Genomic DNA, 25,103 nt, shown 5'->3' with positions numbered 1-25,103 from the left:
GCACCCCCTTACTACTTCTTCGATTTATTATGCGGATCTAGTAAATCTCGCAATCCATCACCAAATAGATTTAAGCCTAAAACCGTTAACATAATTGCAATTCCTGGGAATACTGTCATCCACCACGCATTGAAAATAACCGTTTTGCCATCATATAATAAATTGCCCCAACTTGGTTCAGGTGCAGGAATCCCGGCTCCTAAAAAGCTAAGTGCAGCCTCTACAATAATGGCATCTGCAAAAATAAAAGTAGCTTGAACAATTAAAGGTGAAATGACATTCGGGAAAATATTCGACCAGATAATACGCGTGCTATTTGCACCTTGTGCCCGCAACGCCTCAATATATGTTTGCTCCTTCACAATTAAAGCAGAGGAACGAATAGTTCTTGCAACAAGTGGTGTAAATACAATCGTTAAAGCGATAATGACATTGACTAAATTTGCACCGAGAGATGCCATAATCGCAATCGCAAGTAAGATGGCTGGAAATGCCATTAGACCGTCAGCAGTACGCATCAATAAGCTATCAAGCTTTTTAAAATAAGCTGCATATAATCCAACAATCGTCCCGAAAATAGAAGTTAACAGTGCGACAGAGAAGCCAATGACTAATGAAACACGTGCCCCATACATAACACGACTAAATAAATCTCGACCATAGTTATCCGTGCCAAAAAAGTGTTCAGTACTTGGCGGTAATAATCGATTCGCGGTATCCAATGTATATGGCGAAGTCGAGATGATAAACGGGGTCAAAATCGTAAACAAAATTATTACTGACATAATAACGGTGCCTGTCAAAGCCAATTTGTTGCTAAAAAACTTCTTTCTAAATAACGTTCGCTGCTTTTGCTTCATCTGCTTCTTAATGGTTGACAGATCATTCATTGAAAGCTCTTGACTCAAATTACTCCCCCCTATCTCTTCCCAACTCGTAAACGTGGATCAACAATACCATATAGTAAATCAATCACTAAATTGATTGTTACGTAGCTAACTGCGATTAACAAAACAACTCCTTGAATCACTTCAAAGTCACGTCGTTCTACTGAGTTAATGATTAATTGACCAATGCCTGGGATATTAAATACCGTTTCAATGACAGCTGCACCAGCTACTAAAGTCCCGAAGGTTTGACCGATAATCGTTAAGATAGGAATAAATGCATTACGTAATGCATGTTTCATTGTAATAACAAATTCCTTTACCCCTTTTGCACGTGCTGTCTTAATGAAATTGGCAGATAAAACTTCCAGCATCGAAGATCGAGTCATACGGGCAATAAGAGCAGCTTGCATTGAACCTAATGCAATGGCAGGTAAAATTAAATAGCGGATATGTACAGCGAAACCTGCAGCTAACGGTTTATAACCTGCAACAGGTAACCAACGTAGCTCCACTCCAAATAATAAAATTAAAAATAAACCGAGCAAAAAGCTTGGAACTGATATGCCAACAAGTGAAACTCCCATAAATGTTTGATCTAAAAATGATCCTCTGAACTTAGCTGACAGTACACCAAGTGGGATAGCTAGTACAATAGCAAACAATTGAGCCATAATGGCCAATGAAAGTGTTGGACCTAAATGCTCAAAAAAAGCCGTTAATACTGGTTTTTTCATAAATAGTGATGTTCCTAAATCGCCATTAACAATAGCCCCTACCCAAGTCACATATTGCTCCAAAATAGGGCGGTTGAGGCCAAGCTCTTCCTGTAGCTTAGCCACATCCTGAGGAGAGGCTTCAGGACCGAGCATAACTGAAGCTGGATCACCAGGCGTTATATGAACTAATAAAAAGACGACAACTGATACAACAAATAACACAGGTATAAGTGACAGTATTCGTTTCAATATAAAGTTCAACATAAGCTCATCCCCCCTTACAAATTATTTCATATTCCATAAAATGATACCTTGCAAGAAATCATAGCCTTCAATGGATGCATCGTATGCTGTTACTGTCGTTTTGTTTCCAAATTTAATAATTGGAACATAGTCATATACTTCAACCATTAAGTCACTGTAATAGCCTTTCGCTTCTTCCTGTGTTGCAGCACCTGCAATTTTGTTTAATAAATCATCAATTTTAGGGCTATTTGTCCAACCTGGCCATTCTCCCTTGGAATCCAAGAACACATATTTATTAGGTACAGGCTCAGTTGGGAAACCAGTAATGAAAATATCGTATGCCTTTTCATCTGTACGACGCTGTTGCACAGTTGGCCAATCATAAATATCAAGCTTTACTTTCATGCCAAGACTTTCTAATTGTTGTTGAACCACAACGGCTGCATTGTAATGGTCTTCATAATCACGTGTCGATAATATGACGATTTCCTCTCCATTATAGCCAGCTTGTTGTAATAGGGATTTTGCCTTTTCTATATTCTTTTGATTGTATTGATCGCTACCAGCATCTGTATACCAGTCTGTTTGATCTTTAATCATTAAATTGTGTTCTAATTCGTAAAATTCAGGACTCGAAAACGCTGCCCTTAAAATTGCTTCTTGATCAAGAGCCGCATTTACAGCTTGACGTGCTTCCTGTTTAGCAAAAAGTCCTGCTCGCTTGTTAAATACAACAGCATTAAAGCCATTATGGTCAATGGAAGTTTTAACAGTTTCAGACTTTTCTAATTGCGCCACATTATCGAACGGTATCGCATTTGCTACTTGGTATTCTCCTGTTTGAATACCAGCAAAACGCGTTGAAGCATCGGTTACAATATTAAAATAAATATTTTTATATTGTGCCTCTTTTTTACCAGCCAATCCGCTTGCTGGGCTATCTACAGCAACATAATCATTAAATTTCTCTAAATGAATATATTGATCATTTTTCCACTCTAAGAATTTATATGGACCTGTCCCAATAAATTCTGTTAAGCCCTCAGCTGTCGTTGAAGCATTTGCTTCTTCCGTTGTAATAATTGCAATTTGACTTGGATCTGCCAATAAATGGAGCGCAATGAATAGTCGCTTCGGCATTACCAATCGCACAACTGAATCATCCACTTTTTCAAATGTTGCATCCGCAAAATAAGATTTTCCTAAACCTGTCGTTGTCATCCAGCGTTGCATAGATGCCACAACATCTTCGGCTGTTAAATCATCACCATTGTGGAATTTAACACCTTGTCTCAATTTAAATGTTATAACTTTACCATCTTCACTTTCCTCCACTGATTCCGCCAACATTGGCACAACCTTCGAATCTTTATCTAGTGTCACTAAAGATTCATAGATATTTCGAGCTACATCACGCGTAGCTACCGCCGTTGTCATCAACGGATCTAACGTTGGTGGCTGCGCATTATAAGCTACCTGTAATTCTGAATAATCTTTATTACTATCTGCTCTTTCACCACCAGCATTATCATCTGAAGAACATGCTGCTAACACAAAAAGCACACTTGCAAACATTACAAATAACCAATTTGCTTTTTTCATGTCAATCCCCCCAAGATTTTATGATGTTAGATCATTAGAAGTATTCACTTTATTTCCTAAAAATTTAAAGTGAACACTTCAATATATATATATTAAGCTAACAAAACTATTCAAAAAATTCAATTATTTTTCTGAAAATATTGAAAATAAAGTTTATTTTGAATATGCTATAATAAAGTAAACGCTTATTTTTTTAGAAAAAAAAAGAATTTCCTTCACTACTAAAGGAGGTATCGGCTTGTACGCATACGAAGCTAAAATACAAGAAAAATTTGATGATTTGTCCCCTACATTAAAACGTGTTGCACTCTTTTTGAAAGAAGATCCGAAGCTATTTGCTTCAAACTCTGCGACGAAAATCGCCAACATGATTGGAGTTAGTGAAACAAGTGTGATTCGATTTGTTTATGCCATCAATTATGGGAGTTTTACTGATTTACAAAATGAAGTACAGGATTCTATTTTTGATTTAAAAAATTCATTGATGAGCTTTTCACACACATTTGCAGAGCAAACTGATCATACAGGTATTGAAGAAGTTATGATTCGTGATCAAATCAATATAAAAAAAACGGCTGAAAATATAGACCCTGAAATGTTTAAAACGGTCGTTAAAAAAATTGCTCTTGCAAGGGAGATTGTTGTATTAGGGAGTGCAGCCTCTTATGGTTTTGCACATTGGTTTAGCTTCACATTGAATACAATAAGAGGGAATAGTCGAATTTTAAATTTATATATGGATGATTTTTCTTACATTAATAACTTAGATGAAAATAGTGTCGTTGTTACCTTTTCTTTTAATCGTTATATGAAACATACGCTTGAAATTACGCAGGAATTAAAGGAACGTGGAGTTTATGTGGTGGGCATCACAGATTCAGATATAGCTCCCATAACTCAAATTGCTGATTCGACTTTTATTACTAAGATGTCACATATGTCTACAATTGACTCTGGTCCTGTCATTTCCTCGTTATTGAATACAATATTGCATCAAATGATTCAAGACTATCCTGAGCAATATGAAAAACAAAAGCAACAATATGAGACTACTTATAAAGACCTATTTTGGAATGAGGGATTACATCATGAAAATTAAGCAAGAACTATTACAACATTTTCATTACTTACATGAAAATGCAGAAGTAAGCTGGAAAGAGGTAAATACAACCCAATATTTGAAAGAAGTACTCAGTGACCTAGGCTATAAGGTGACTACTTTTAATGATTGTACAGGGCTTTATGCAGACCTTGGCCAAGGCCAGCCTATAGTAGCGGTCCGTGCAGATATTGATGCACTATGGCAGGAAGTTGATGGCTGTTTTAAAGCGAATCACTCATGTGGTCACGATGCTCATATGAGTATGGTCCTTGGTGTTGCAAAATGTATGCAGCATGAAAATTTCAAAGGTACGCTACGCCTCGTTTTTCAACCGGCAGAAGAAAAAGGTACTGGCGCTTTGGAAATGATTGAGAAAGGTATTGTGGAGGATGTGGAATACCTATATGGCATCCACCTACGGCCAATCCAAGAAATCCCATTTGGTGTAGCATCACCAGTTATTATACATGGCGCAGGTCAAATGATTGATGGGCAGGTACAAGGAGTCGATAGTCACGGTGCACGCCCTCATTTGACGGTCAATGCTATAGATGTTATGACGACGATCAATGAACAGTTAAATCAAATTCGCATTGATCCGCAAATACCACATTCTATCAAAATGACCTATATTCGTGCTGGAGGTGACAGTCGAAATATTATTCCCGGGAATGGACAATTCGGACTAGATTTACGTGCACAAACGAATGAAGCGATGCAGGAGTTGGTACAAAAATTCAAACAAATCATTGACGGTGTACGTACAACCTTGGGGGCAAGTATTCATTATAGCACCATAACAGCCATGCCTGCTGCTGTTCAAAACGAGCAAGCTATTCAATTTGCACGCACAGGCATTACCGAAGTTATTGGCGAAGAAAATATCATACCCACACTCATCACCTCTGGTGGGGACGATTTTCATTTTTACACAATCAAGAAACCACATTTAAAAGCAACGATGATTGGCCTAGGCTGTAACCTCGCTCCTGGACTCCATCATCCTTATATGAGCTTTGATACAGATGCTCTTGAAATCGGCACAAACATCTTAACTAAAACTGTGCTAGCCACTTTTCGTGCTCAACAATAGATCACGATTTTTATACCTTGATGGAAGCCGTTGCAAAGCATTTGATGAAAGTTAAACAGAAATAGACTGTGGAGAAAAACACAATATTTTTCTCCACCCATTTTGGCTATTTGCACTAAAAGGAGTTGTTGGTTAGCAAGTGCCCTGTAGCAAATCTCTCATAAATTGTCAGTAAGACATACTTGCTTTGCTGAATCCCACTGCTTTTTTCATTGAAACACTTAATTCCACTGGTTCTGTCAATTCCTCTTCCAGCTACTCAAGCGTGATACCTTATTTCAAGATAAATATTTCATTGTTAAATGGAGAACTGCTACTTCATTCCCCGTGTTTTCATAGCTATGCTGTCGATTTGCTTCAAATTGAATAGAATCAAATTCGTTTAATTCGTACATTTCTTGTCCAACTTGAATCGAAATTTTCCCTTTCATTACTGTTACAAATTCAATAGCTCCTTCATGATGAGGTTCTGCCTCATATATGCTATTCGGTTGCAAACAAGCACGATGCATTTCCATCCCAGTTTCTTTTTTGTAACGAAATATAGTTTCTAATCGCCACATTTGATTTTCTTCTATCGTAAATCCCTCTCCGCAACGTGCAACATTTACTATATCTTCTATCACCATAAGCCGTGACAGCGGAATAGATAATCCTTTCGTAATCTTCCAAATGACACCTAATGTAGGATTCGTTTCTCCTCTCTCAATTTTCCCTAACGTTAATTTACTAACACCTGTTTTTTTCGCTAACTCTTCTAAACTTAATTTCTGTTCATTTCGTATTTGTCGTAACAGTTGACCAACTTGCAAAATAACTTCTTTTGTTTGCATATCCTCTTGTTCTTTCATATGAACCCCACCTTTAGTATATTATAGTTTACTTTTTATATAAATAATTATATTATAATATATATTTAGAAAGGAGCGAACGAAATGCGTGCTATCTTATTAGGTATTTTATCATCTGCGTTTTTTTCAGCTACATTTATTATAAATCGAGTTATGAACGTATCAGGAACAAGCTGGGCTTGGACTGCTTCCTTCCGATTTTTATTCGCTTTACCCATTTTATTCTTTATCGTCCTATTTCGCAAAAACCTTCGTCAACTATGGGTAGAAATGGGTAAACACCCTTTGGCATGGCTTGGTTATGGCACAATAGCCGGGGTAGGATTTTATTCCTTATTAAGCTATGCTGCTGTATTTAGTCCTGCATGGCTCGTCGCAGGTACATGGCAAATAACCATTTTAGCTGGTTTGCTATTATCTCCGTTATTTTTTATTACATTGGAGACAAAGTCAGGAGTTAAACGAGTTCGCGGTAAAATTCCTATGCGAAGCTTACTCGTTTCCTTATTTATTTTAACGGGTGTCATTTGTATGCAATTAACAGAAGCTGGAGACATTACTGTTTCTCAATTTTTATCTGGCTTCCTCCCTGTAGTTATCGCTGCATTCTTATATCCTTTCGGTAATAGAAAAATGATGGAAGTCGTTGCTGGTCGCTTAGATACATTTCAACGCGTGTTAGGCATGGCAATTGGTAGCCTTCCTGTCAGTATTATATTAGCGATTTATGGTTGGACTACAACTGGCATACCAACATCTGGGCAAATGATGCAAGGTTTCTTATTAGCATTATGTTCGGGTGTTATCGCCACAATGACATTTTTCTTCGCTACTGACTTAGCGAAAAATAACCTGTCTTTGTTAGGGGCAGTGGAGGCAACACAAGCAGGAACAATGATTTTTACTGTTCTTGGTGAAATCCTTTTTTTAAACGGTTCTTGGCCAGTTGGAGTATCTTTAATCGGAATGATCATTATTATGATCGGAATGATAGCCAACAGTATTTTAAATCGCACTATTCCTGTATCCAAACAAAAGAAAATAGCATAGTTTAAGAGCGTGTTTTAAACCGAAAACTGATTAAAACACGCTACTATGTTTAATAGAAAGCTTTAGGATAAATTAAAAACATAAGATAAGAAAAAAAATCCCGAATAACGTTCAATATTCGGGATTTTTCTTATTATAAAGTTAAACCATCATCAACAAGAACTATTGCTCCTGCCCGTTCAGATGCTAAGAAAGCAACCATTTCTGCTAACATGCATAACGTCCCATTCACATGTTCGGAAGTTCATCTGGAATATAGCCAGTTGTTTCAAACATTTCCGTAACACTATTTGTTAACGCTGTTTGAACACCGCCTGGACAAATAGCATTAATGCGAATACCTTTTTTAACGTATTCTAGCGAAGCGGATTTAGCAAACCAACGACAGCATCATTATTTGCAGAATATGCAGTTAAACTGTGCTTTGATTTTCGTTCCGACTGGTCGCTTTCCTGGGGGCGTCGATCCCTATATACACGGCATACTTTTAACAAATATCATCCACAACTTTTGGCGTGGGCCTCAGATGTGAACATTCTATTAAGAGAGAGCATGTCTTTTCATGAATAAAAACCATGCTCTCTTTAATGTATTATTATAGTTTTATCAAATATATTTTTTTAATATAACAAACTGCGAATTTATGATAAAAGGTAAAATAATAAAGAGACAAGTATGATTACCATTACTTTCATCTATAGAATAAAGTCCAACTTCCCCATAAATTGGTATAATGAATGATTTTCATACGAGGGACCATCGATGTGCCCGATAGCGGGCATTTCCACCCATTTATCCTTATTCTAAGCCTTTTTTTCTATATATTCATGGTATACTTTTACGGAACTTTCGCGGAAAGGAGATTTCTACGCCCTATGTTAAAAGAACGAATCGATTTTTTGTGCAAAAAGAAAAACATCACCCGCAAAGAGCTGGTTGAAGGTTTACTGACGCAAACCCATTTTGCCAATATCCTCGCAGAGCGTTACACTCTTGCCGCTGATTTGGCTGAACATATAGCCTCCCGTCTCAGCGTCTCTCCTGCTTATTTGCTGCAGGCTTCATCTCAATCGCCGGATACATTGGCAAAGGCAGAGAGCATTTTCGAAATGTTATCCCAATCCACTGCATCCATCGATGAACAGCAGGTTAACGATCTGCCGGACCGCGACGATGCTTTAACCGTTGAGTTGACCACAGCCTTAATGAAAGCCGTATATTACCAGCAGCTTAATGACGCGGTAGCTCATGATTATTTGCACCGGAACTATTTGAATTATTACTTGGATAAATACGGGCGTCCTGACGACAATGATCTGCCCCTACCAGCCAAAAAAGCGATGTTTTATTATAAAATCCAACTTTTCAGATCCAAACACCATTACCACGAGGCACTGCTTCAAGCACGAAAACTTGCGGAACTGCTCGCTCCAGGCAGCGAGCCATGGCTGACGGCGCATAATTTCATGCTTGAGGCCTTTATCTATTTGAAACAGTATGATCAGGCGAAACAGACGTTTGAGCAAATGATGAAGCATGTCTATGAACAAAGGCTCTTTCACCGTTTGAGCGGGTTGTATCTCACCTACAGCGGTTATCAGTTTACGGTCGGACTTGTTCAGGAAGCGCTGCTAGCCTTATCCATGGCGGAAGCACATTTGGTTTACACCTCCAATCAGGGCGAAATGATGACATCCATAATGAACAACCGAATTATCATGCAAACGCTGCTAGGCGAATATGACAAAGCCGCATTGGAGATTGACCGCTTTAAAGAAATGATTCGGCACGAACCAGAAGAAATTAGACAGAAGTTCCAACCGCTGCTCGATATTTACCGCTGCGAGTTGGAACTAAACCAAAAGCAATGGGCATTGCTCCCGCAGATGATCAAGGAGCTTGAAAGCAGCGCCGAAACAACCGATCAACAAATGTCGTTGCAATTCTACCAAAGCCAACTCTCGTTTGCGCAGGGGCAGTTCGAACGTTCAATGGAGCATGCCATGGCCTGTTTACCTTATTTTGAGTCCATTCAGCAAACCAACCGCTTGGAGACTCTATATGAGTCGCTTGCCGTCGTCTCTGAGGATGCCAGAAAATACAAGGAATCAGCTGCCTATTACAAGAAGCTAGTTTACCTTCTACGGAGCAAATAATAAACCGGATTTCAGTCGGAAAACCGCAATACGAATGGGCTGTCCCAAACGTTTAAAGGCGGATTTTCCGCTTTTTATTGCAGTAAAGGGTGGATCTTCGCAAAATTTACTCCTTAAACCGGAAGTAAAACCGTTGATTACCGCCACCATATTGTATCCCTTCAAACCCGTTGTCGCCTTTCCATCCACTGTTTACAATTGTGATAGAGACATCGATGAACTCAAAAATACGATTGTAGCGAGGTGCTTAACATATGGGCTGGTTCAGTAAAAAGAAACATGCACAGGACAATTTGGAAAAAGCGGATCAATTATTAAATAAAGGCTTAAGCGGCATGATGATGAAGGGACTCATCCCCAAGCAGCATCGCGAAGCCATAAATCAAAGCATTGAACAGACTAGGCAAGCGCAGATGGCCGCGGGAGGTTCCGTTCCTATCACTGCTACCGCTATCGTCCTTTCGGTACGCGATACCGGAAAACTGATTAATTTTGAACCTGTTGTTATTTTGGAGCTGGAGGTGACGGAAACCCGTGGTAGCCGTTATACGAAAACGCTCGAAACGCTTGTATCCAAATTACAGGTGCCACTGGCCGGGGACCACATCGGACTCGGACAACATCCGGCCAATCCGGCGGAACTCATCTATGTTGGCCTCATGACTTGAATCTGACCCAGGAGGATAATGATGCAAAAAATCTTAACATCACTTGGCATGATTACCGTGCTTGGCGTTTATGGAAAAGCGTTAGCCTCCGGGTTGTAGCCGGACCTCTTCATTTTTAACTTTGTTTATGGCTAAATGAAAAACTAATCAAAAACAATAATGATAAAATTCGGTAAAACCCAATCGACATACAAATCGAAACAACCTTTCATTTATGGTACTATACACTAAAAATTTTTAAATGAGAAAGAAGTGAGGAAACTGAATTACGGAAAAACGATGGTTGAATTTTTTTCTAGCGCGGAAGAACTTAAACAGCTTCACAAAATAATTAATGATTATAACTTACCTATTAAAAGTGAAGATACCTTTGAAAAACAAGTGGTGGAGGTTAGTGAATATTTAAATGAACCTACTTTTATTGAAGCTCGGAATAAAAAACGATCTTTAAACATTATCTCGGGTGTTATTGCATTACCAATCGTTGTCTTTATTGTTTATATGATATTAGGAAAGTTAAAAGTAATAGATCGAGGGGATATCTTTAAAAATGTACTTGATTGGTTTTTAGCTTATCCATGGGCGTTTATTCTGTACGCTTTTGTATTTGCTTCTATTGTAATTGCACATAAATTAATAGAAAAGAAAATGTATTATAAAATATATCCTAATGTAAAGTTTAAATTAATGGACCAATTAAACTAAAATATTGAAAAGCAGTTTTCAACTAACTTTCTCTCCAAATCAATTGAAAAAATACCTTTAAGGAGATAGGAAAGGGTGAGCGCTCTTTCCTATCTCTTATAGTTCCAGTGCTTCGTTTTACAAACTCACCTTTTAGTGAAATATCTTTTAAGTCTGATTCCCACTTAAACCATTCATTTATATTTGCGTATAATGACCAAATTTTGTCTTGCGTAGTATTAACTCCTAGTTCAAAAGTAAATTTTAAACTAATTCCTTCTTTCTATAATAAATATCAACAATAATTTCTAATTTCTTCACCTGAAAAACATTGTTATATAGAATCTTTGTCATCGACCAAGTAGCCCACAACTTTTCTTGAACAGCTTCTTTTACTTTTGGCGTACATACTTGGCACCACAGTTGGATTTATTTTGGTGGTAACGTACTTGTGCTTCGTCAGCTGTACTACCGGCGTGGCGTTTTATTTCTCTGGAAATCGTAGAAGGTTGACGATTTAAGAGTTTCGCTATTTTACGAATCGGATAATCAAGTTCCAGGTATGTTTCTATTTTTACACGTTCTGATATGGTAAGATGGGTATAGCTCATAACGATTCCTCCGTTTGAATGTTGGTGTGGTAACTACATTCTACACGGGGTCGTTATGGGCTTCCTTTATATTGATTTCTGGGTGTTGCACTTAATATTACAATCCGTCATTTTTAAAAAAGTCACTCATTATTTTTCAAATGAGTGACCATGCCCCTTATAATTTCGGTATTTATGGTAGAAGTGTTAAACGACAATTTCTTTTAAGATGAGTGAAATATAACTGTCTACGGTATTTATTAAATATAAATTTCAGAATTTTCCATAAATTTAACAGATATTTTAACAAGATCAACAACTAAAATCCATTAATACTTTGGGTTAATGTAAATATCTACAGCCTAGATAATTACTTCCCATCAAGTTGCCCTTTTGCTCGCTCAATCATCTTGCGCTTTTGAATTTTTTCGTGTGTTAGTTGTAAAGATTGTTTTAGCGTCTGTGTCCTCTTAGCTTGTTGAAGTGCAATCATCACTGCTGGAATTAAGCTAGCTTCAGAAACGGGTTTAACTAGATACCCCATAATATTATCTTGCTTAGACTTTTCTACAAATTCTTTTTGACTGTATGCAGTAATCAATAACACTGGTATATCTAGCTGTCGACCAATAACCTCGCTTGCTTTTAAACCATTAATTTTTGGCATTTCAATATCCATTAACACAAGATCTGGCTTTAACTTAAAAGCGAGTTCAATCGCTCGATCCCCATCTCCTGCTTCCCCGACTACCTCATAGCCGTTAGTCCGAAGCATCATTTTTAAGTCCAGTCTAATAATTGGCTCGTCTTCAGCAATCAGAATCCGTTTTTTCATAAAACATCACAACCTTTCTGGACCCATTGAAAAGTAACTTTACGCCGCATTCATCTCACTACCTATAGTGGTGGGAGATTTCAGCTGAAAGAAGTTAAATTTCTTTGTTGAGCAAAAGTAACTCCTGAACACTTTGCATGAAGCATTTGTTCAATTAAATCAGATAGATAGGCACCAGCTTCAACTGAAGTCAATCCATCTTTATGGATATTTGAAATGACCGTCCGATCAGCTTCAACTGTTTTTTCATTAGGCCTATAAATCATGTATGCGCTCAAGCTTTCATCTGTATTTAGACCTGGCCTTTCACCAATCAATGAAATGACAAGGTCACAATTAACAATAGCAGCTACTTCATCTTGCACCCATACACGCCCTCGCTTAATAAAAAACGGCTTTGCGACACTTATATTTTTTAATTTTAGGCCTTGTATTAAAGCCGGCAGTAAATCAACTACATTTGCTTCTACCGCAAAGGAGCTCAATCCATCACAAACAATAATTTGAACCTCTTTGCCTTTATCGCCGTTCTTTTCAAGATACTTAATAGATTCATCCGATAACTTTCGACCGGCATCTAAATCCATTAAGTAAGTTTTCATATCACAGGCTTTTGTTTCTAGCTTGTGTAAATCCATTTGTTGAAGAAAATCATCACTTACATCTCTTAATACAGCATCCTGTGCAGCTGCATGATCAATTAAAAATTGTAAATAGCTTGTCGTCAACATACGCGTCCCAGTTCGACCAATACCAATACGCGCAGGTGTAATACTTTGCGCCCGCTCAATAGATGCAGCGTTATGCGGCTCCTCTACCCCTTCTATACGTTCTTCCGGAAAATATATAATTTCTTCTTTATTTTGATTGGTTTCAGTTTTTGGCGAATTCATGTTTTTCTTTACTTCTTCCACTACTCTTTGAACAATTTCTTGAATATCCATTTTACTCCTCCCTTCTCAATCAAAAATTGATAAATCTCCCGCTCGTTTCGTCAACTTTCCATTTTCCATTAGGCCCATTTTCTCCAACCACTTTTCAAATTCCCGAAGTGGTCGTAAGCCCAGAATCTCACGCAAACTAGCATCATCGTGATAGCTTGTATCTTGATAATTCAGCATGACATCATCTCCACCTGGTACTCCCATGTAAAAATTAGCTCCTGCTACTGCCGTTATGATACCGGCAACTTCCTGATCATTTTGATCGGCATCCATATGATTTGTATAAGTGGGAGCAATACCCATTGGTAAACCATGTAATTTCCCCATAAATCCATCTTCAAGATCCGCTCTTATTAATTGGCGGCCATCATAAAGTGTCTCCGGTCCAATAAAACCAGAAACAGTATTCACCATGAAAGGTTTCCAGTGACGTGCAAAACCGTAGCTTCTCGATTCAAGGGTTTGCATATCTACCCCAAAATCAGCATTTAAAGATACCTCCGAACCTTGTCCTGTTTCAAAATACATAAAGTTTGGACCTGCAGATGTACCATATCGAGCCATCATTTCATAGCCCTCATCAATAATTTTTTTAGATATACCGAATGCTTCATTCCCTTTTTGTGTACCTGCTAAACTTTGAAACATAAGAGCGATAGGTGCCCCTTGCTTTAAAGCTTCCATTTGTGTTGTTATATGGGCCAAAACACAATTTTGTGTTGGAATTTGCCATTTCTCAATAAATTCATGCGAAAGTGTCAATAGTTTTTTGACGGATTCAACCGTATCCACATTCGGATTTATTCCGATTACGGCATCACCTGCTCCGTAGGACAACCCTTCCTTGATTGAATACAAAATTCCTTCTGGAACATCATTTGGATGATTGGGCTGACAACGAAATGCTAAGCGACCAAGCTCTCCAATTGTAGTATTACAATGTGCTTGATATTTCATTTTCTGTGAAGCAAGAACAAGATCAATGCTTGACATCAGCTTGGCAACAGCTGAAATCATTTCACTCGTTAGTCCCCTAGAAAGTTTCAATAATTGATCTCTACCTGTATCAGATGACAGAATATAATTTCTCAGTTCACCGACAGTCCAACTTTGAATATCCTTGTAAATCGTGTCGCTTATATCATCATAAATCAAACGTGTTACTTCATCGATCTCATACGGAATAACCGGATTCTCATAAATTTCTTTCAGCTGCATCTCACTAAGTACTACTTTAGCTGCCATGCGCTCAAGTGATGATACCGCTGCTACACGCGCCATCACATCGCCAGATTTCGCTTCACTTGCTTTTGCAAGTACCTCCCTTACCGACGAAAACGTATAATGAGTTCCTTTTACCACACAGGACAATTTCATCATTTAACACCCCTTTTTATATGCTAAAGATTGCAATCAAACGAAAAAAAGCGCTTTCACATATCCCTGAAGAAATTTTCTTCGGGCGTGAAAGGCGCCTTTGCCTCAGTTATTATTTTAATTCATTCTACACTACTAGCAAATATTTTGTAAATAGTTCGAAAACAATAACAACATCAATTAAAAATGATATTTATTTTAAAATATACAATTCCTCAAGATTTAAAAAACTTGTAACTGTTTAACTAAAGCTTTAATTAGGAGACCTAGTGTCATTTAGTATTAACTACGGTAGATACTATCGGAAAGGTTATTGAAACTTTTGTCCCTTCCTCAGGAATAGGGAGTGAAAAAACTCCTTGTAGCTTCTCTTCAACTAACATTTCTACAAGCTGTAATCCTAAAGATGATATATCACCTAAAGAAAAAGAATCACCAATTCCACATCCATCATCCGTTACTGTAATCGTAACCATTTGCTTTCGTTGCCTCAAATTTAAAGCAATTTTCCCGTAATTTCGTGAAGGAAAGGTATGCTTAATGCTATTTTGAACTAACTCATTAACAATCAGTGCTACGGCTGTTGCTTGATCTGAAGGACAGCATACAGATTCCCCTTCTACAGACACAGTAATATGTTGACCTGGAATAATGGACGAGGAAACTAATAAAGTAGAAATTTGTTGTATTAAAAGTTTAATATCTGCTTCATCAATTCCACGCTGAGCCAAATAATCATGCACTAAAGCCATACTAGATATACGAGATATACTATCGTGGAATACCTCAGTTACTTCTACCGAGTGAGAACGTTGCATTTGTAACCGTAGCAAACTGGAAATTACCTGTAAATTATTTTTAACGCGATGATGAATTTCCTGAACGACAAAGGATTGAAATACACGTTGCTTGTCTTCACTATTAGCCGCTTTCATAAACTGCTCTATATTTTTTTCATTCTGCGCTACCTGTGAGATATCTCTTTCTTTAATTAATACCGCAATGGTCTCCCCATGCAGGTCTTTTATAGGAACAATATCTTGTTGCATGATTCCGCGCTCTTCGGTAATGCCTCTTGATCCAAAAAGTGGTTTCCCAGTTTTTAAACTAAATAAAACACCCGGCTCCATCTCTTCATATGCAATTTGCCCTAACATACTATTTTTATACAAAGATACTATAGTAGTAGGCTTTGCCTCAGCTACAATTAAAGAGGCGTTATCTTCTTCCAAAAGACAATCTATAAAAATATCTGCTTGGGAAAGATCAGCTATTATTTGAAGGTTTTCAGCCATACCTAAAATAATTTCACACTGTTCATTTGATAAACTTGTAAACCGTTCTAAATCTAAAATTCCCATCATGATATCGCTCCCCTTTCTCCAATTTTCCAAACACTATAGCAAAAATAAAAAGTGTGTTCAATGTGACACAACAAAGTTATCGAATTTTCAAAATAAAACATTTACTACTATGTGGCGCTTTAAGTTTCTGAAAATCCACTTTTTGTTATTGTAGTTAATAATACGAAATTTATGACAGGGTTTACCCCATACGTAAACAAAAAAACTGCTATCCTTAGATAACAGTTTTTTTTGAACAGCCTCCTTACCTCTGGGCTGCACTTTCACACTTAATAGGACAATTCGTCATCATTATACTTCGAACATATTCGTTTTTTCTTGTAAGTCTTCCGCCATTTTAGAAAGTGCAGAAGTAGATGCTGTAATTTCTTGCATGGAGGCTAACTGTTCTTCTGTAGCCGCTGAAATATTTTGTGTTCCTTCTGCAGAACTTTGGGCAATTCCATTGATTTGTTCCATAGATTTGGTCATTTGATTAACTCCTGTAACCATCTGTTGTACTGATGAAGACACCCCTTGAATTTGAACAGATACCTCATTGATGGCATGTTGAATTTTTTTAAAGGATTCACCTGCGATGTTTACATTGTTAATACCTGTTTCCACTTCATTCGTTGTGAATTGCATAGAATCTACCGCTCTATTCGTTTCAGTTTGAATTCCTGTAATTAACTCAGAGATTCTCTGTGCCGATACAGAAGATTCTTCGGCCAATTTTCGCACTTCTTCCGAAACGACCGCAAAGCCTTTTCCGTGTTCTCCTGCTCTTGCCGCTTCAATCGCTGCATTTAGTGCCAGTAGATTGGTTTGTGCTGCAATGCCTGTAATAACTTCAACGATTTGTCCAATCTCTGCCGAACGCTCACCTAAACCACTAATTACATTACTTAGACTACCAATAGAAGTTTGAATGGAGTTCATTTGTTGAACAGCGGTTTTAATAATATCATTTCCATCCACTGAAAGTTGTTCTGCTTGGATAGCAGCCTCTGAAACGTTAGTAGAATTTCTAGCTATTGTTTGAACATCTTGTACCATATGATTAACAACATCTGATGTTTCTATAATTGTTCTAACTTGATCGTCCGAGCCGCTTGCCACCTCTAACGTAACAGACGCGATATGCTCACTTGCCTCACTCGTTTGTTCCGCACTTGCCGAAAGCTCAACCGAAAATGCTGCCATCTGTTCGGATGATTGTTTCACCTGACCAATTAGATCTCGTAATTGAGCAATCATATGGCTAAATGAAGACGTTAAGACTCCTAGTTCATCCTTTGAATCATAGTCTACACTAAAATTTAGTTCTCCTGCTTCCGCTCGTTGAACAGCAAATTTTAATTTTTCAATTGGAGAAATTATATATTTTCGTACACCTATAAAACCGATTGCAACAAACAGAATTCCTAATACAATTGAAATGATTAGGGAGATCGTGATACCTTTACTTGCCTCAGCTTTACTTTCCATATTCAATGTACTTGCATATTTTTTATTCAATTTTGTCAGCTCCAAACCTTTTGACATAATTTCGTCAAATACAGGCTTAGCACTTGAATTAAAGAGATTTATTGCTTCCTCATTCTTATTGGCAAGACTTAGTTGAAAGACTTTCTCCATACTTTCTTTAAAGTTTGGAAATTGCTGAACCAATTCATTTATTATTTTGTCCTCATCCGATTTTAAATTGGCTTCTTTAAGTATTTGAAGATTCTTTTCATTCTCTTCAAAAGCATGCATTACTTCATTATTAATTTGTTTAATAGTTGATTCATCTGTAGAAAGGAAAGAACGATACATATTTGATATAATGACCCGATTATTAAGCCTATAATCAGTCAAAACTATACTTGGTTCTAGACGGTTTTTAAAAATATTCTCTGTATTATTCTCCAAAGATTTCATCGTGATATATCCATTCACTTGAATAATACCAACTGTTAAAATGGCTATAAACATTAATAGGACTAACTTTTTAAATATAGATAGATTGCGTAGCATGGTTAATACGCTCCTTTTTAAATTCAATTTTTAGTGCACATTTTAATGAAAGACAATGAATCGTACATTATCAAAGGTGCGAGCCTCCATGTTTATTTACAACATGGAGCTAACCTGCTTGTCTTGTTTAATCCTATGTTTTCATTATATTGACTTTTCTCTTCGTTTTTCTGATAACCTACTTAAAAATAATAATGAATTCCCCTGCTTTTAGCCCCTCCCAATAACATTAGAAAATTTATTTTTCATACTATTCACAATATATTACGACATATTTCGATATTTTTGAACAAAAAATCGACAAAAAAATACAATTGAGTAAATCAACCTAAATTACTACATTTTTTTTAATGAGTAGTTCTTCAGAAACAGTTTCTAAAATTTTTCTAAAGAAAGAGGGATGTCCCAAAAGTCATTTGCAGACTTTTAGGGCATCCCCAGCGTAGTTACATTCTTTTTATTACTCTCTTAGAAATTTTAACGAAAACTATACTTTGCTAACATTTCTCTCCAAGGAGCCATTCGGGCTTCTTCAAAACCCACACTAGTATACCTTGCTCATTGTTTGGCTGATATCCAAGCCATATGACATCAGTGCAATCATCTCTACTCTGGATGTCTTGAACAATCAACTTCATTGTTCTCTTGCCATAGCCACACCCTTGATATCGCTCATCAATTATAAACCTGTATTTCCAATAGTTTCTACCATCTGAATAAATCCTGTATATTGGCCTAGATACTAATTTTCCACACTAATGTCCTACCCCTTGTCTTGGGCATTAATTAACCTTGATGATAAATGAACAAAATAAAGAGCGTGTTTTAAATCGATAACCGATTAAAACACGCTCTTTATAAAAAAGCTTAATCTATTTTAATTACTACATGCTTAGAAGTTAATTGCGCCAGCAAAGAAAATCATAATTCTTCTAATATTAGACAGCCTGCCGTAATTTTTCTTCCTCTTGTATAACCTGTGGTTTCATGGTTTCTTCTCTACGCTGACATATGTTATTCCAAATAAGAGCTGAAATTACAAGTAGAGTCCCTGCTATATCAAAGACTGTTATTTTATATCCTTGTATCATCATAATGACCAATGTAGTAATTGGAACGAAATTAATGAATAAAATTCCATTAATGGATGATAGGATTTTCACACCATAATTCCAAGTAAGCAATGCTACAATACCTGGCAGTGTCATCATAAACAATAAATCATATTTAATAACAAAAATCGTTTCCATACTTGGGACTGAAACATACCCTTGCATCGTGATGATCATTGTGATGATACCTGTTACAGCTGTGCCAAATACACATGTTAATGTAGAATAGCGGAGAGTTGACCAATCATTAAATGTTTGACCGCCCATTGTATAAATAACCCAACCTACAACTCCAATTAAAATGAATGCTAGCGGAACTAGATTATGTTTCAGTGTAAGAAAGAAACTCATATCGCCTTTTGTAATAACAAAAATAGCTCCAATAAAAGCAATGATCATGCTGCTAATCATATACTTCTTCGGTTTCACTTGTTTATATCCCCAGAGAATAGCAATCGAAATCATCGGCATGAGTGCTTCCATAATCGATGCCACCATAACGCCAGATTTCCCCATTAACATCTGACCTAAGAAAACAAGCACGTTGTAAACAGTAAATGCCATAATCCCCAAAAAGACGAGTAGCTTACCTTTCCCCTCTAAGCGAAACGCTTTTTTTCCTTCTTTCATCCATAATAAAATGACTAATACAATCGATACTGCCCCATATCGAATAATTGAAAAATAGAATGGATTTATATATTCAAGTGCATGATCTGCAACTGGAAACATGGCTCCCCACGACATACTTGCAATTAAACATGCTAGCATGCCTATTATTATTTTACTTTTTCTCACTGTTTTTTTCCTCGTTTCTATACAACTTCTATGAAATTCACAATGAGAATTATAAAAAAGAAAATACATCACGTAAAATGATTGAAAGTGATATTAACTATCATTTATAATGATAGTTTTTAAGGGGGTATACTCAATGGAACTACGAGATTTACAGATTTTCAAAAGCGTTGCAAATTACGGGAGCGTCAGCCATGCTGCAAAAGAATTAAATTATGTACAATCCAATGTAACTGCACGTATTAAGCTATTAGAAAAAGAACTCCAAACGCCGCTTTTTTATCGCCATAAAAAAGGGATGACATTAAATCCAGAAGGGCGAAAAATGCTTGTTTACGTGAATAAAATATTGCTGGATGTCGAAGAAATGAAACAGGTCTTTTTAGATAGTGATACACCGACTGGTACTTTAAAAATCGGTACAGTCGAAACAGTGAGTATATTACCAACTATTCTAGCGTCTTACTATAAGGGCTATCCGAATGTAGACTTAACATTACAAGCTGGTTTAACTGAGGAACTTATTAAAGAAGTAGCGGATCATCAATTAGATGGCGCTTTTATAACTGGACCGATTAAACATCCAGTTTTAGAACAATATGATGTATTTACCGAAAACCTCGTTCTCCTATCACAAAACAAATTATTTCGTATCGAGGAATTTACGTCTACACCAATCCTTGTTTCTAATCAAGGTTGCGGATATCGTTCCAAGCTAGAACTCTGGCTCAAAGATGAAGGTTTACTGCCAAAAAGAATCATGGAATTTAATATATTAGAGACAATTTTGAACAGTGTTGCCATTGGTCTTGGCGTTACACTTGTACCACAATCGGCTGCAGAACATCTTTCTACAACAGGCAAGGTTTATTGTCATCCAATTCCTAAAAAATACGGTACGATTTCAACCGTCTTTATTCGACGAAAAGATGCATATATGACAAATTCGATGGAATGTTTTTTAAAAACAATTGCTGAGCATCAGCATACATAGGATTTTTTAGCCCGAAGAAAGCGCCAACTCGAAGTGACTTTGTTATTGTATCTAAAGGCTAAACGCTTGGTTTTAGTCCCAAGCGTCCTGTTTCCTATCCATCATATATTCATAAACGAATGCAGGCAAAAATTAAAAGACCTACGCTGGTACAATACCAAACTCAGGTCTTTTAATGTAGTTAAAGTCAAATCAATTGAGTGTCTTATGACTGTAAATTTTATTGATCTTAGCAAATGCTATTTTGCATTTTTGTCAGGCTGATGAATTCCGAATATATTGCCTTCAGTATCAATATAGTATCCCTGCCACGCCATTCCAGGAAGAGCATATTTCGGCATTGCCACTGTGCCACCATTCTCAAGAATTTTAGCCTCTGTTACATCGTAATTTTCCACACCCATTGTACAAGCAAATCCGTTTAAGGCCTGGTTCGGTTCCGGAGAAGGACCTTGACGTTGCATTAAAGCACCATCGATTCCATGCTCGTCTTCATTGCCAGTCACTGCTCCAAAGTAAGGCATTCCTGCATAATCACTCCAATCTTGAAATGACCATCCGAATACCTCTCCATAAAATTTCTTTGCACGTTCCATGTCACTTACATGAATTTCAAAATGAACTAATCTTCCCATGATATCCTCCTAAATACTAAAGAATTAAATTACTCACTGTGTTTGAGTACAATTACTATATATTATTATTACAAGGAATGGAAATAAAAAAGTAGAGAAATTATATGCAAAAATCGAGAATAAACATTCTAATGCTTGTTCCCGATTTTGGTTCTATTGCATTTAAGTTAGTTAATTTATAGTGTTTAAATGATCTTTTAAATACTGAATAAATGGATGCTCTTCTATATCTGATTTGCGTGTACAAATAAATAAACTTTGCTGAATATCTGCATGTTCTACATATACCCGAGCTAGTTTCCCATTTGCTATACTTTCCGTCACACTGTAGGACGGTGCTAAAGTCATACCGTACCCTGCTTCTACTACTTTAATCGATTCATGTAAGCCCTGCATTTGAAGTCCTAATTTAGGTAATGGACCGTTAAACGTGTAAAAAACCGACTCCAATAAATCAAGTGTCGAGCTTCCTCGTTCCCGATAAATAAAGTCCTCCTTCGATAATTCATAAATGGAGACAGTTTGATTTGCTAAAGAATGTGATGGGTGAACAACAAACCAAAACGGGATATCTACTATTTTTTCAAACTGTAAATCAGGATGACCAATTTTATTTTGTACGACAAAACCAAAATCTACTTCATAATTAAGAACTTGATCTTCCACAGATTTCACATTGCCCAACGACACAAAAAATTCAATGTGAGGATTAGCAAGCTTATACGCTGCTATAATAGACGGGAGTATATAGTTTGTCGGTATATAGGACGAAGATATATGTATTTTTTCTTCTTTCGCTAAAAATTTACCGAGCTTTTCATCAATTTGTGCTTCTAAATAAAATAAACGCATTCCCTGCTCATACAAAAACTTCCCCTCAGGAGTTAATTGAATGCCACGTCCTTTCCCTTCAATCAATTTTGTTCCTATTTCGCTCTCTAATTTCCGAATTTGAATAGTGACAGCTGGTTGGCTAAGAAGCATTTTATTCGCTGCTGCGGTAATTCCTCCAAGCTTTGCTACATTCGTAAAAATCCTTAATCCATGCAAATTCATTTTATTCACTCCTCCCTATCCATAAATTAAATTTATGAATAAGCAATTTATATATATTTGTTTTATATATAGTTTAGCAGTAATTTAAGTGTAGAGGTGATTTGATGGAAATTTTACTACATGAATGGTTATCAGTAAATGGATTTATTTTATTTACAATCGGCTTACTCGCAGCAGTCATTGGTGTTCTTTTCGGCGCTGCAGGTTTTATCTTGTTGCCTGCAATGTTACTTATTGGCATTCCGATACATACAACTGTAGCAGTTAATAAATTTGCGACAGGAATTTCAGCTCTATCAAATGTCGTATCGTTTGTAATTAAAGGACATTTATCTTTAAAAAAATTCACATCTTTAATTATGATATCTAGTTTAGGAGGTGTATTGGGCGCATTTTTAGCCACTCGATTATCAGAACAAGTCATGAATGTTGTAGCTTGTGTATTCTTAATTTTCGCATTTTTCATTGTGCTTTGCAGTAATAAATTTATGGTAAAGGATATTAAAGAGGCAGAGGAACAACCAATTAATAAACTTATTCCGTTTGCGATTTCAATATATGATGGTGGTTTTGGACCAGGCTCAGCCCTAATGAATGTAACCTATCATCTTAAAAAGCAATATACCTATATAAAAGCAGTTGAGTTAACAAGAATTATTACGTTTTCAAGTTGTACAGGCGCATTTCTCTTTTACTACTTTACGGGTATTGTTAATTGGGGAATCGCTATTCCTGTTTCAATTGGCTCTATCGTTGGCTCGTTCTTAGGTTTAAAAATAATTCCTTATATCAAAACAAAATGGATTCAAATTTCATTACCCATCATTTTTTTCTTGCTAATTGTTCAGGTCGTAACGGATTTATTGATATAACACACTAATTGGCTAATATACTTTCTTTGGCTGGTACATCTGATGGTGTGTAAATTTATCTTACAAGTAAAGACACAAAGTTATTTTGGTTGTTACATCAAAAAAGGTTGGGCAGTTAGTTATGATGAAAGAAAATAACTGTCTGGCCTGAACGATTTTTACATAAAAATATTTCTGTACCACGTTGCGGGTCTATATTAGACATGTAAGTACTACACTAGTTGCTAAGAAAGTGTTCTAATTGCAAAAAAGAAGTCTAAAAAACTAAAATAAAAAAGCTGATTTGGGAAATGAAATATTCCCCAAATCTACTTTTCTATTATAGTAATATATATTGAAAACAGGCTATATTTTCAACTCTTTTATCCCTGCTTTTAATGTATCTGCATCTACTTTTAATGTTCCCCAGCTATCTTTAGCTGATTTCAAGTTAGGTAGTAAAAATTTGAATTTATTTTGTTCCGCTTTTTCAGATGCATTCTCGATGTGTCTCAGAACGCCTGAATATTGAGAGTCTAAATCATTCCATTGTGTAGACATAAAAGTAAGTGCGTTAATAGCATCATCTAGTGCATTGTACATCTCACTAATATTACTATGTGCAATTCCAACTACACGATTTAATGTTGTTTTATAATCAACTGTCTGATTTAATTGTGCTAATAACGGTTCTAATTGACCTAATTGATCTCTTGCTACCCCTAACATAATACCACCAGCAATCCACGTCGGAATAGAGGGCACAGATACTGTTATTATTCCATCAGACTCTAATTTTTTATAGTAGTTTACTGATTCTAAAACTTCTTTTAGTCGCTTTTGATCATCCTCAACTGCAACACCTTGGTTTTTTAAAATCGATTGTAAAAGATCTTTGTTACTGCCAAATGCTCTAACATCTTGTCCAATAGCGTCTCGTAATTTAGTTAATTCTACTATTAATTGTTGTGCATACTTTTGATTTTGTTGAATTTCTTCTCGTAAATCTGTAATCCCTTCTATTAACGTCTCTCCATCTCCTGTATTAATGGCCTCTACAATTATGTCATAATAATTTTCGAATTTTGTATCGTATTCAATAATACCTGTCAATGTATCTATCAGCTGTTTTTTTACTTTTGTATCCCATGTAAGGGCATGTGCTCTAGCATCCTTTTGATCCTGTACTATTTTACCAGGCAAATCTGGATAGCCATTAATCTTAATTCCTTCAAAATTGACATCTGGATTCTTAATTAACATATAAGAATAGGCATTCATAGATTTTGCAAAAAGCCCCGCCTTTTGCAAGGTTTCCTTCATCTTCACTTCGTTTGCTGAAAGAGACGTCTCACTATTGTTAGTTTGCTCAATTTTACTTGTCTCAGCAAATGTTGCTACTGGAGATACTACAGCTGTAGTTGTCAAAGTTAAAAACGTCGATACAGCGAGTACTTTGTAAAGAGATGTTTTATTCATTTTAAATTC

Annotated in this window: 23 protein-coding genes and 1 pseudogene; 8 read left to right on the top strand and 16 right to left on the bottom strand. The window is 36.5% G+C overall.

Features of this window, described 5'->3' with window-relative positions:
- Positions 1-11: 11 nt before the first annotated feature.
- The 3 genes from ACIQ7T_RS03860 to ACIQ7T_RS03850 are packed head-to-tail and all read right to left on the bottom strand — an operon-like array spanning position 12 to position 3,454.
- The gene (locus tag ACIQ7T_RS03860) at positions 12-908 is read right to left on the bottom strand and encodes an ABC transporter permease (RefSeq protein ID WP_370076027.1); all 897 of its coding nucleotides are present in this window, start codon (positions 906-908) and stop codon (positions 12-14) included.
- An 11-nt stretch (positions 909-919) separates the two neighbouring features.
- Positions 920-1,870, bottom strand: coding sequence for an ABC transporter permease (locus ACIQ7T_RS03855; RefSeq protein WP_370076029.1), 951 nt, complete (start codon positions 1,868-1,870; stop codon positions 920-922).
- A gap of 21 nt (positions 1,871-1,891) precedes the next feature.
- A complete protein-coding gene (locus ACIQ7T_RS03850) occupies positions 1,892-3,454 on the bottom strand; it encodes an ABC transporter substrate-binding protein (protein WP_402868737.1) in 1,563 nt (520 codons plus the stop codon).
- Between the two features lie 238 nt (positions 3,455-3,692).
- Between ACIQ7T_RS03850 and ACIQ7T_RS03845 the strand changes: the two genes are divergently transcribed.
- Positions 3,693-4,553, top strand: a complete 861-nt coding sequence (locus ACIQ7T_RS03845; RefSeq protein WP_402868735.1) for a MurR/RpiR family transcriptional regulator — start codon at positions 3,693-3,695, stop codon at positions 4,551-4,553.
- Positions 4,543-5,649 (top strand): M20 peptidase aminoacylase family protein, encoded by a 1,107-nt coding sequence (locus tag ACIQ7T_RS03840; protein ID WP_370076035.1) that lies wholly within the window; start codon positions 4,543-4,545, stop codon positions 5,647-5,649. Before ACIQ7T_RS03845 ends, ACIQ7T_RS03840 begins: the two co-directional genes overlap by 11 nt.
- A gap of 278 nt (positions 5,650-5,927) precedes the next feature.
- On the opposite strand, the gene ACIQ7T_RS03835 is transcribed toward ACIQ7T_RS03840, so the two are convergent.
- Complete coding sequence (locus ACIQ7T_RS03835; RefSeq protein ID WP_370076037.1) at positions 5,928-6,500, bottom strand: helix-turn-helix domain-containing protein; 573 nt, start codon at positions 6,498-6,500, stop codon at positions 5,928-5,930.
- Positions 6,501-6,584: 84 nt separating this feature from the next.
- Here ACIQ7T_RS03835 and ACIQ7T_RS03830 point away from each other — a divergent pair, with 84 nt between their 5' ends.
- Positions 6,585-7,550 carry a DMT family transporter gene (locus ACIQ7T_RS03830; protein WP_402868733.1) on the top strand — a complete coding sequence of 322 codons (966 nt, stop codon included), beginning with the start codon at positions 6,585-6,587 and terminating at the stop codon, positions 7,548-7,550.
- Positions 7,551-7,778: 228 nt separating this feature from the next.
- On the opposite strand, the gene ACIQ7T_RS03825 is transcribed toward ACIQ7T_RS03830, so the two are convergent.
- Positions 7,779-7,883 carry a hypothetical protein gene (locus ACIQ7T_RS03825; RefSeq protein WP_402868925.1) on the bottom strand — a complete coding sequence of 35 codons (105 nt, stop codon included), beginning with the start codon at positions 7,881-7,883 and terminating at the stop codon, positions 7,779-7,781.
- 542 nt (positions 7,884-8,425) lie between these two features.
- Here ACIQ7T_RS03825 and ACIQ7T_RS03820 point away from each other — a divergent pair.
- From ACIQ7T_RS03820 to ACIQ7T_RS03810, 3 genes are all read left to right on the top strand, one after another.
- Complete coding sequence (locus tag ACIQ7T_RS03820) at positions 8,426-9,706, top strand: XRE family transcriptional regulator (RefSeq protein ID WP_370076041.1); 1,281 nt, start codon at positions 8,426-8,428, stop codon at positions 9,704-9,706.
- A gap of 254 nt (positions 9,707-9,960) precedes the next feature.
- Positions 9,961-10,374, top strand: a complete 414-nt coding sequence (locus tag ACIQ7T_RS03815) for a hypothetical protein (protein ID WP_402868731.1) — start codon at positions 9,961-9,963, stop codon at positions 10,372-10,374.
- A 252-nt stretch (positions 10,375-10,626) separates the two neighbouring features.
- Positions 10,627-11,079, top strand: coding sequence for a DUF6097 family protein (locus ACIQ7T_RS03810; protein ID WP_402868729.1), 453 nt, complete (start codon positions 10,627-10,629; stop codon positions 11,077-11,079).
- A gap of 318 nt (positions 11,080-11,397) precedes the next feature.
- Here the strand turns inward: ACIQ7T_RS03810 and ACIQ7T_RS03805 are convergent.
- The 8 genes and pseudogenes from ACIQ7T_RS03805 to ACIQ7T_RS03770 all read right to left on the bottom strand — a co-directional run.
- A pseudogene (locus tag ACIQ7T_RS03805) lies at positions 11,398-11,669 on the bottom strand (transposase); the annotation flags it as partial.
- A gap of 349 nt (positions 11,670-12,018) precedes the next feature.
- Entirely contained in the window at positions 12,019-12,483 is a 465-nt protein-coding gene (locus tag ACIQ7T_RS03800; RefSeq protein ID WP_370076051.1) for an ANTAR domain-containing response regulator, read from the bottom strand.
- 80 nt (positions 12,484-12,563) lie between these two features.
- Positions 12,564-13,427: an ethanolamine ammonia-lyase subunit EutC gene (gene eutC, locus ACIQ7T_RS03795; RefSeq protein WP_402868725.1), complete on the bottom strand. Its 864-nt coding sequence runs from the start codon at positions 13,425-13,427 to the stop codon at positions 12,564-12,566.
- A gap of 15 nt (positions 13,428-13,442) precedes the next feature.
- Positions 13,443-14,804, bottom strand: coding sequence for an ethanolamine ammonia-lyase subunit EutB (locus ACIQ7T_RS03790; RefSeq protein ID WP_402868923.1), 1,362 nt, complete (start codon positions 14,802-14,804; stop codon positions 13,443-13,445).
- 272 nt (positions 14,805-15,076) lie between these two features.
- On the bottom strand, positions 15,077-16,168 hold the full coding sequence (locus ACIQ7T_RS03785; protein ID WP_402868723.1) for a sensor histidine kinase: 1,092 nt from the start codon (positions 16,166-16,168) through the stop codon (positions 15,077-15,079).
- A gap of 291 nt (positions 16,169-16,459) precedes the next feature.
- Complete coding sequence (locus tag ACIQ7T_RS03780) at positions 16,460-18,169, bottom strand: methyl-accepting chemotaxis protein (protein WP_402868721.1); 1,710 nt, start codon at positions 18,167-18,169, stop codon at positions 16,460-16,462.
- A 497-nt stretch (positions 18,170-18,666) separates the two neighbouring features.
- Entirely contained in the window at positions 18,667-18,891 is a 225-nt protein-coding gene (locus tag ACIQ7T_RS03775) for a GNAT family N-acetyltransferase (RefSeq protein WP_402868921.1), read from the bottom strand.
- A 216-nt stretch (positions 18,892-19,107) separates the two neighbouring features.
- Complete coding sequence (locus ACIQ7T_RS03770; protein WP_402868919.1) at positions 19,108-20,052, bottom strand: DMT family transporter; 945 nt, start codon at positions 20,050-20,052, stop codon at positions 19,108-19,110.
- 163 nt (positions 20,053-20,215) lie between these two features.
- On the opposite strand from ACIQ7T_RS03770, the gene ACIQ7T_RS03765 reads away from it, so the two are divergent.
- The gene (locus ACIQ7T_RS03765) at positions 20,216-21,073 is read left to right on the top strand and encodes a LysR family transcriptional regulator (RefSeq protein WP_370076059.1); all 858 of its coding nucleotides are present in this window, start codon (positions 20,216-20,218) and stop codon (positions 21,071-21,073) included.
- Between the two features lie 239 nt (positions 21,074-21,312).
- Here ACIQ7T_RS03765 and ACIQ7T_RS03760 read toward each other — a convergent pair whose 3' ends face one another.
- Both ACIQ7T_RS03760 and ACIQ7T_RS03755 read right to left on the bottom strand, forming a co-directional pair.
- Positions 21,313-21,708 (bottom strand): VOC family protein, encoded by a 396-nt coding sequence (locus ACIQ7T_RS03760; RefSeq protein WP_402868719.1) that lies wholly within the window; start codon positions 21,706-21,708, stop codon positions 21,313-21,315.
- 171 nt (positions 21,709-21,879) lie between these two features.
- Positions 21,880-22,764, bottom strand: coding sequence for a LysR family transcriptional regulator (locus tag ACIQ7T_RS03755; RefSeq protein WP_402868717.1), 885 nt, complete (start codon positions 22,762-22,764; stop codon positions 21,880-21,882).
- A gap of 104 nt (positions 22,765-22,868) precedes the next feature.
- On the opposite strand from ACIQ7T_RS03755, the gene ACIQ7T_RS03750 reads away from it, so the two are divergent.
- Complete coding sequence (locus ACIQ7T_RS03750) at positions 22,869-23,636, top strand: sulfite exporter TauE/SafE family protein (protein ID WP_370076065.1); 768 nt, start codon at positions 22,869-22,871, stop codon at positions 23,634-23,636.
- Positions 23,637-23,981: 345 nt separating this feature from the next.
- On the opposite strand, the gene hblA is transcribed toward ACIQ7T_RS03750, so the two are convergent.
- On the bottom strand, positions 23,982-25,094 hold the full coding sequence (gene hblA / locus ACIQ7T_RS03745) for a hemolysin BL binding component B (RefSeq protein WP_370076067.1): 1,113 nt from the start codon (positions 25,092-25,094) through the stop codon (positions 23,982-23,984).
- Between the last annotated feature and the right edge of the window lie 9 nt (positions 25,095-25,103).

The organism is Lysinibacillus sp. NPDC096212, from assembly GCF_044763105.1.
Classification (GTDB): Bacteria; Bacillota; Bacilli; order Bacillales_A; family Planococcaceae; genus Lysinibacillus.
This window is presented reverse-complemented; position numbering and strand designations above follow the sequence as displayed.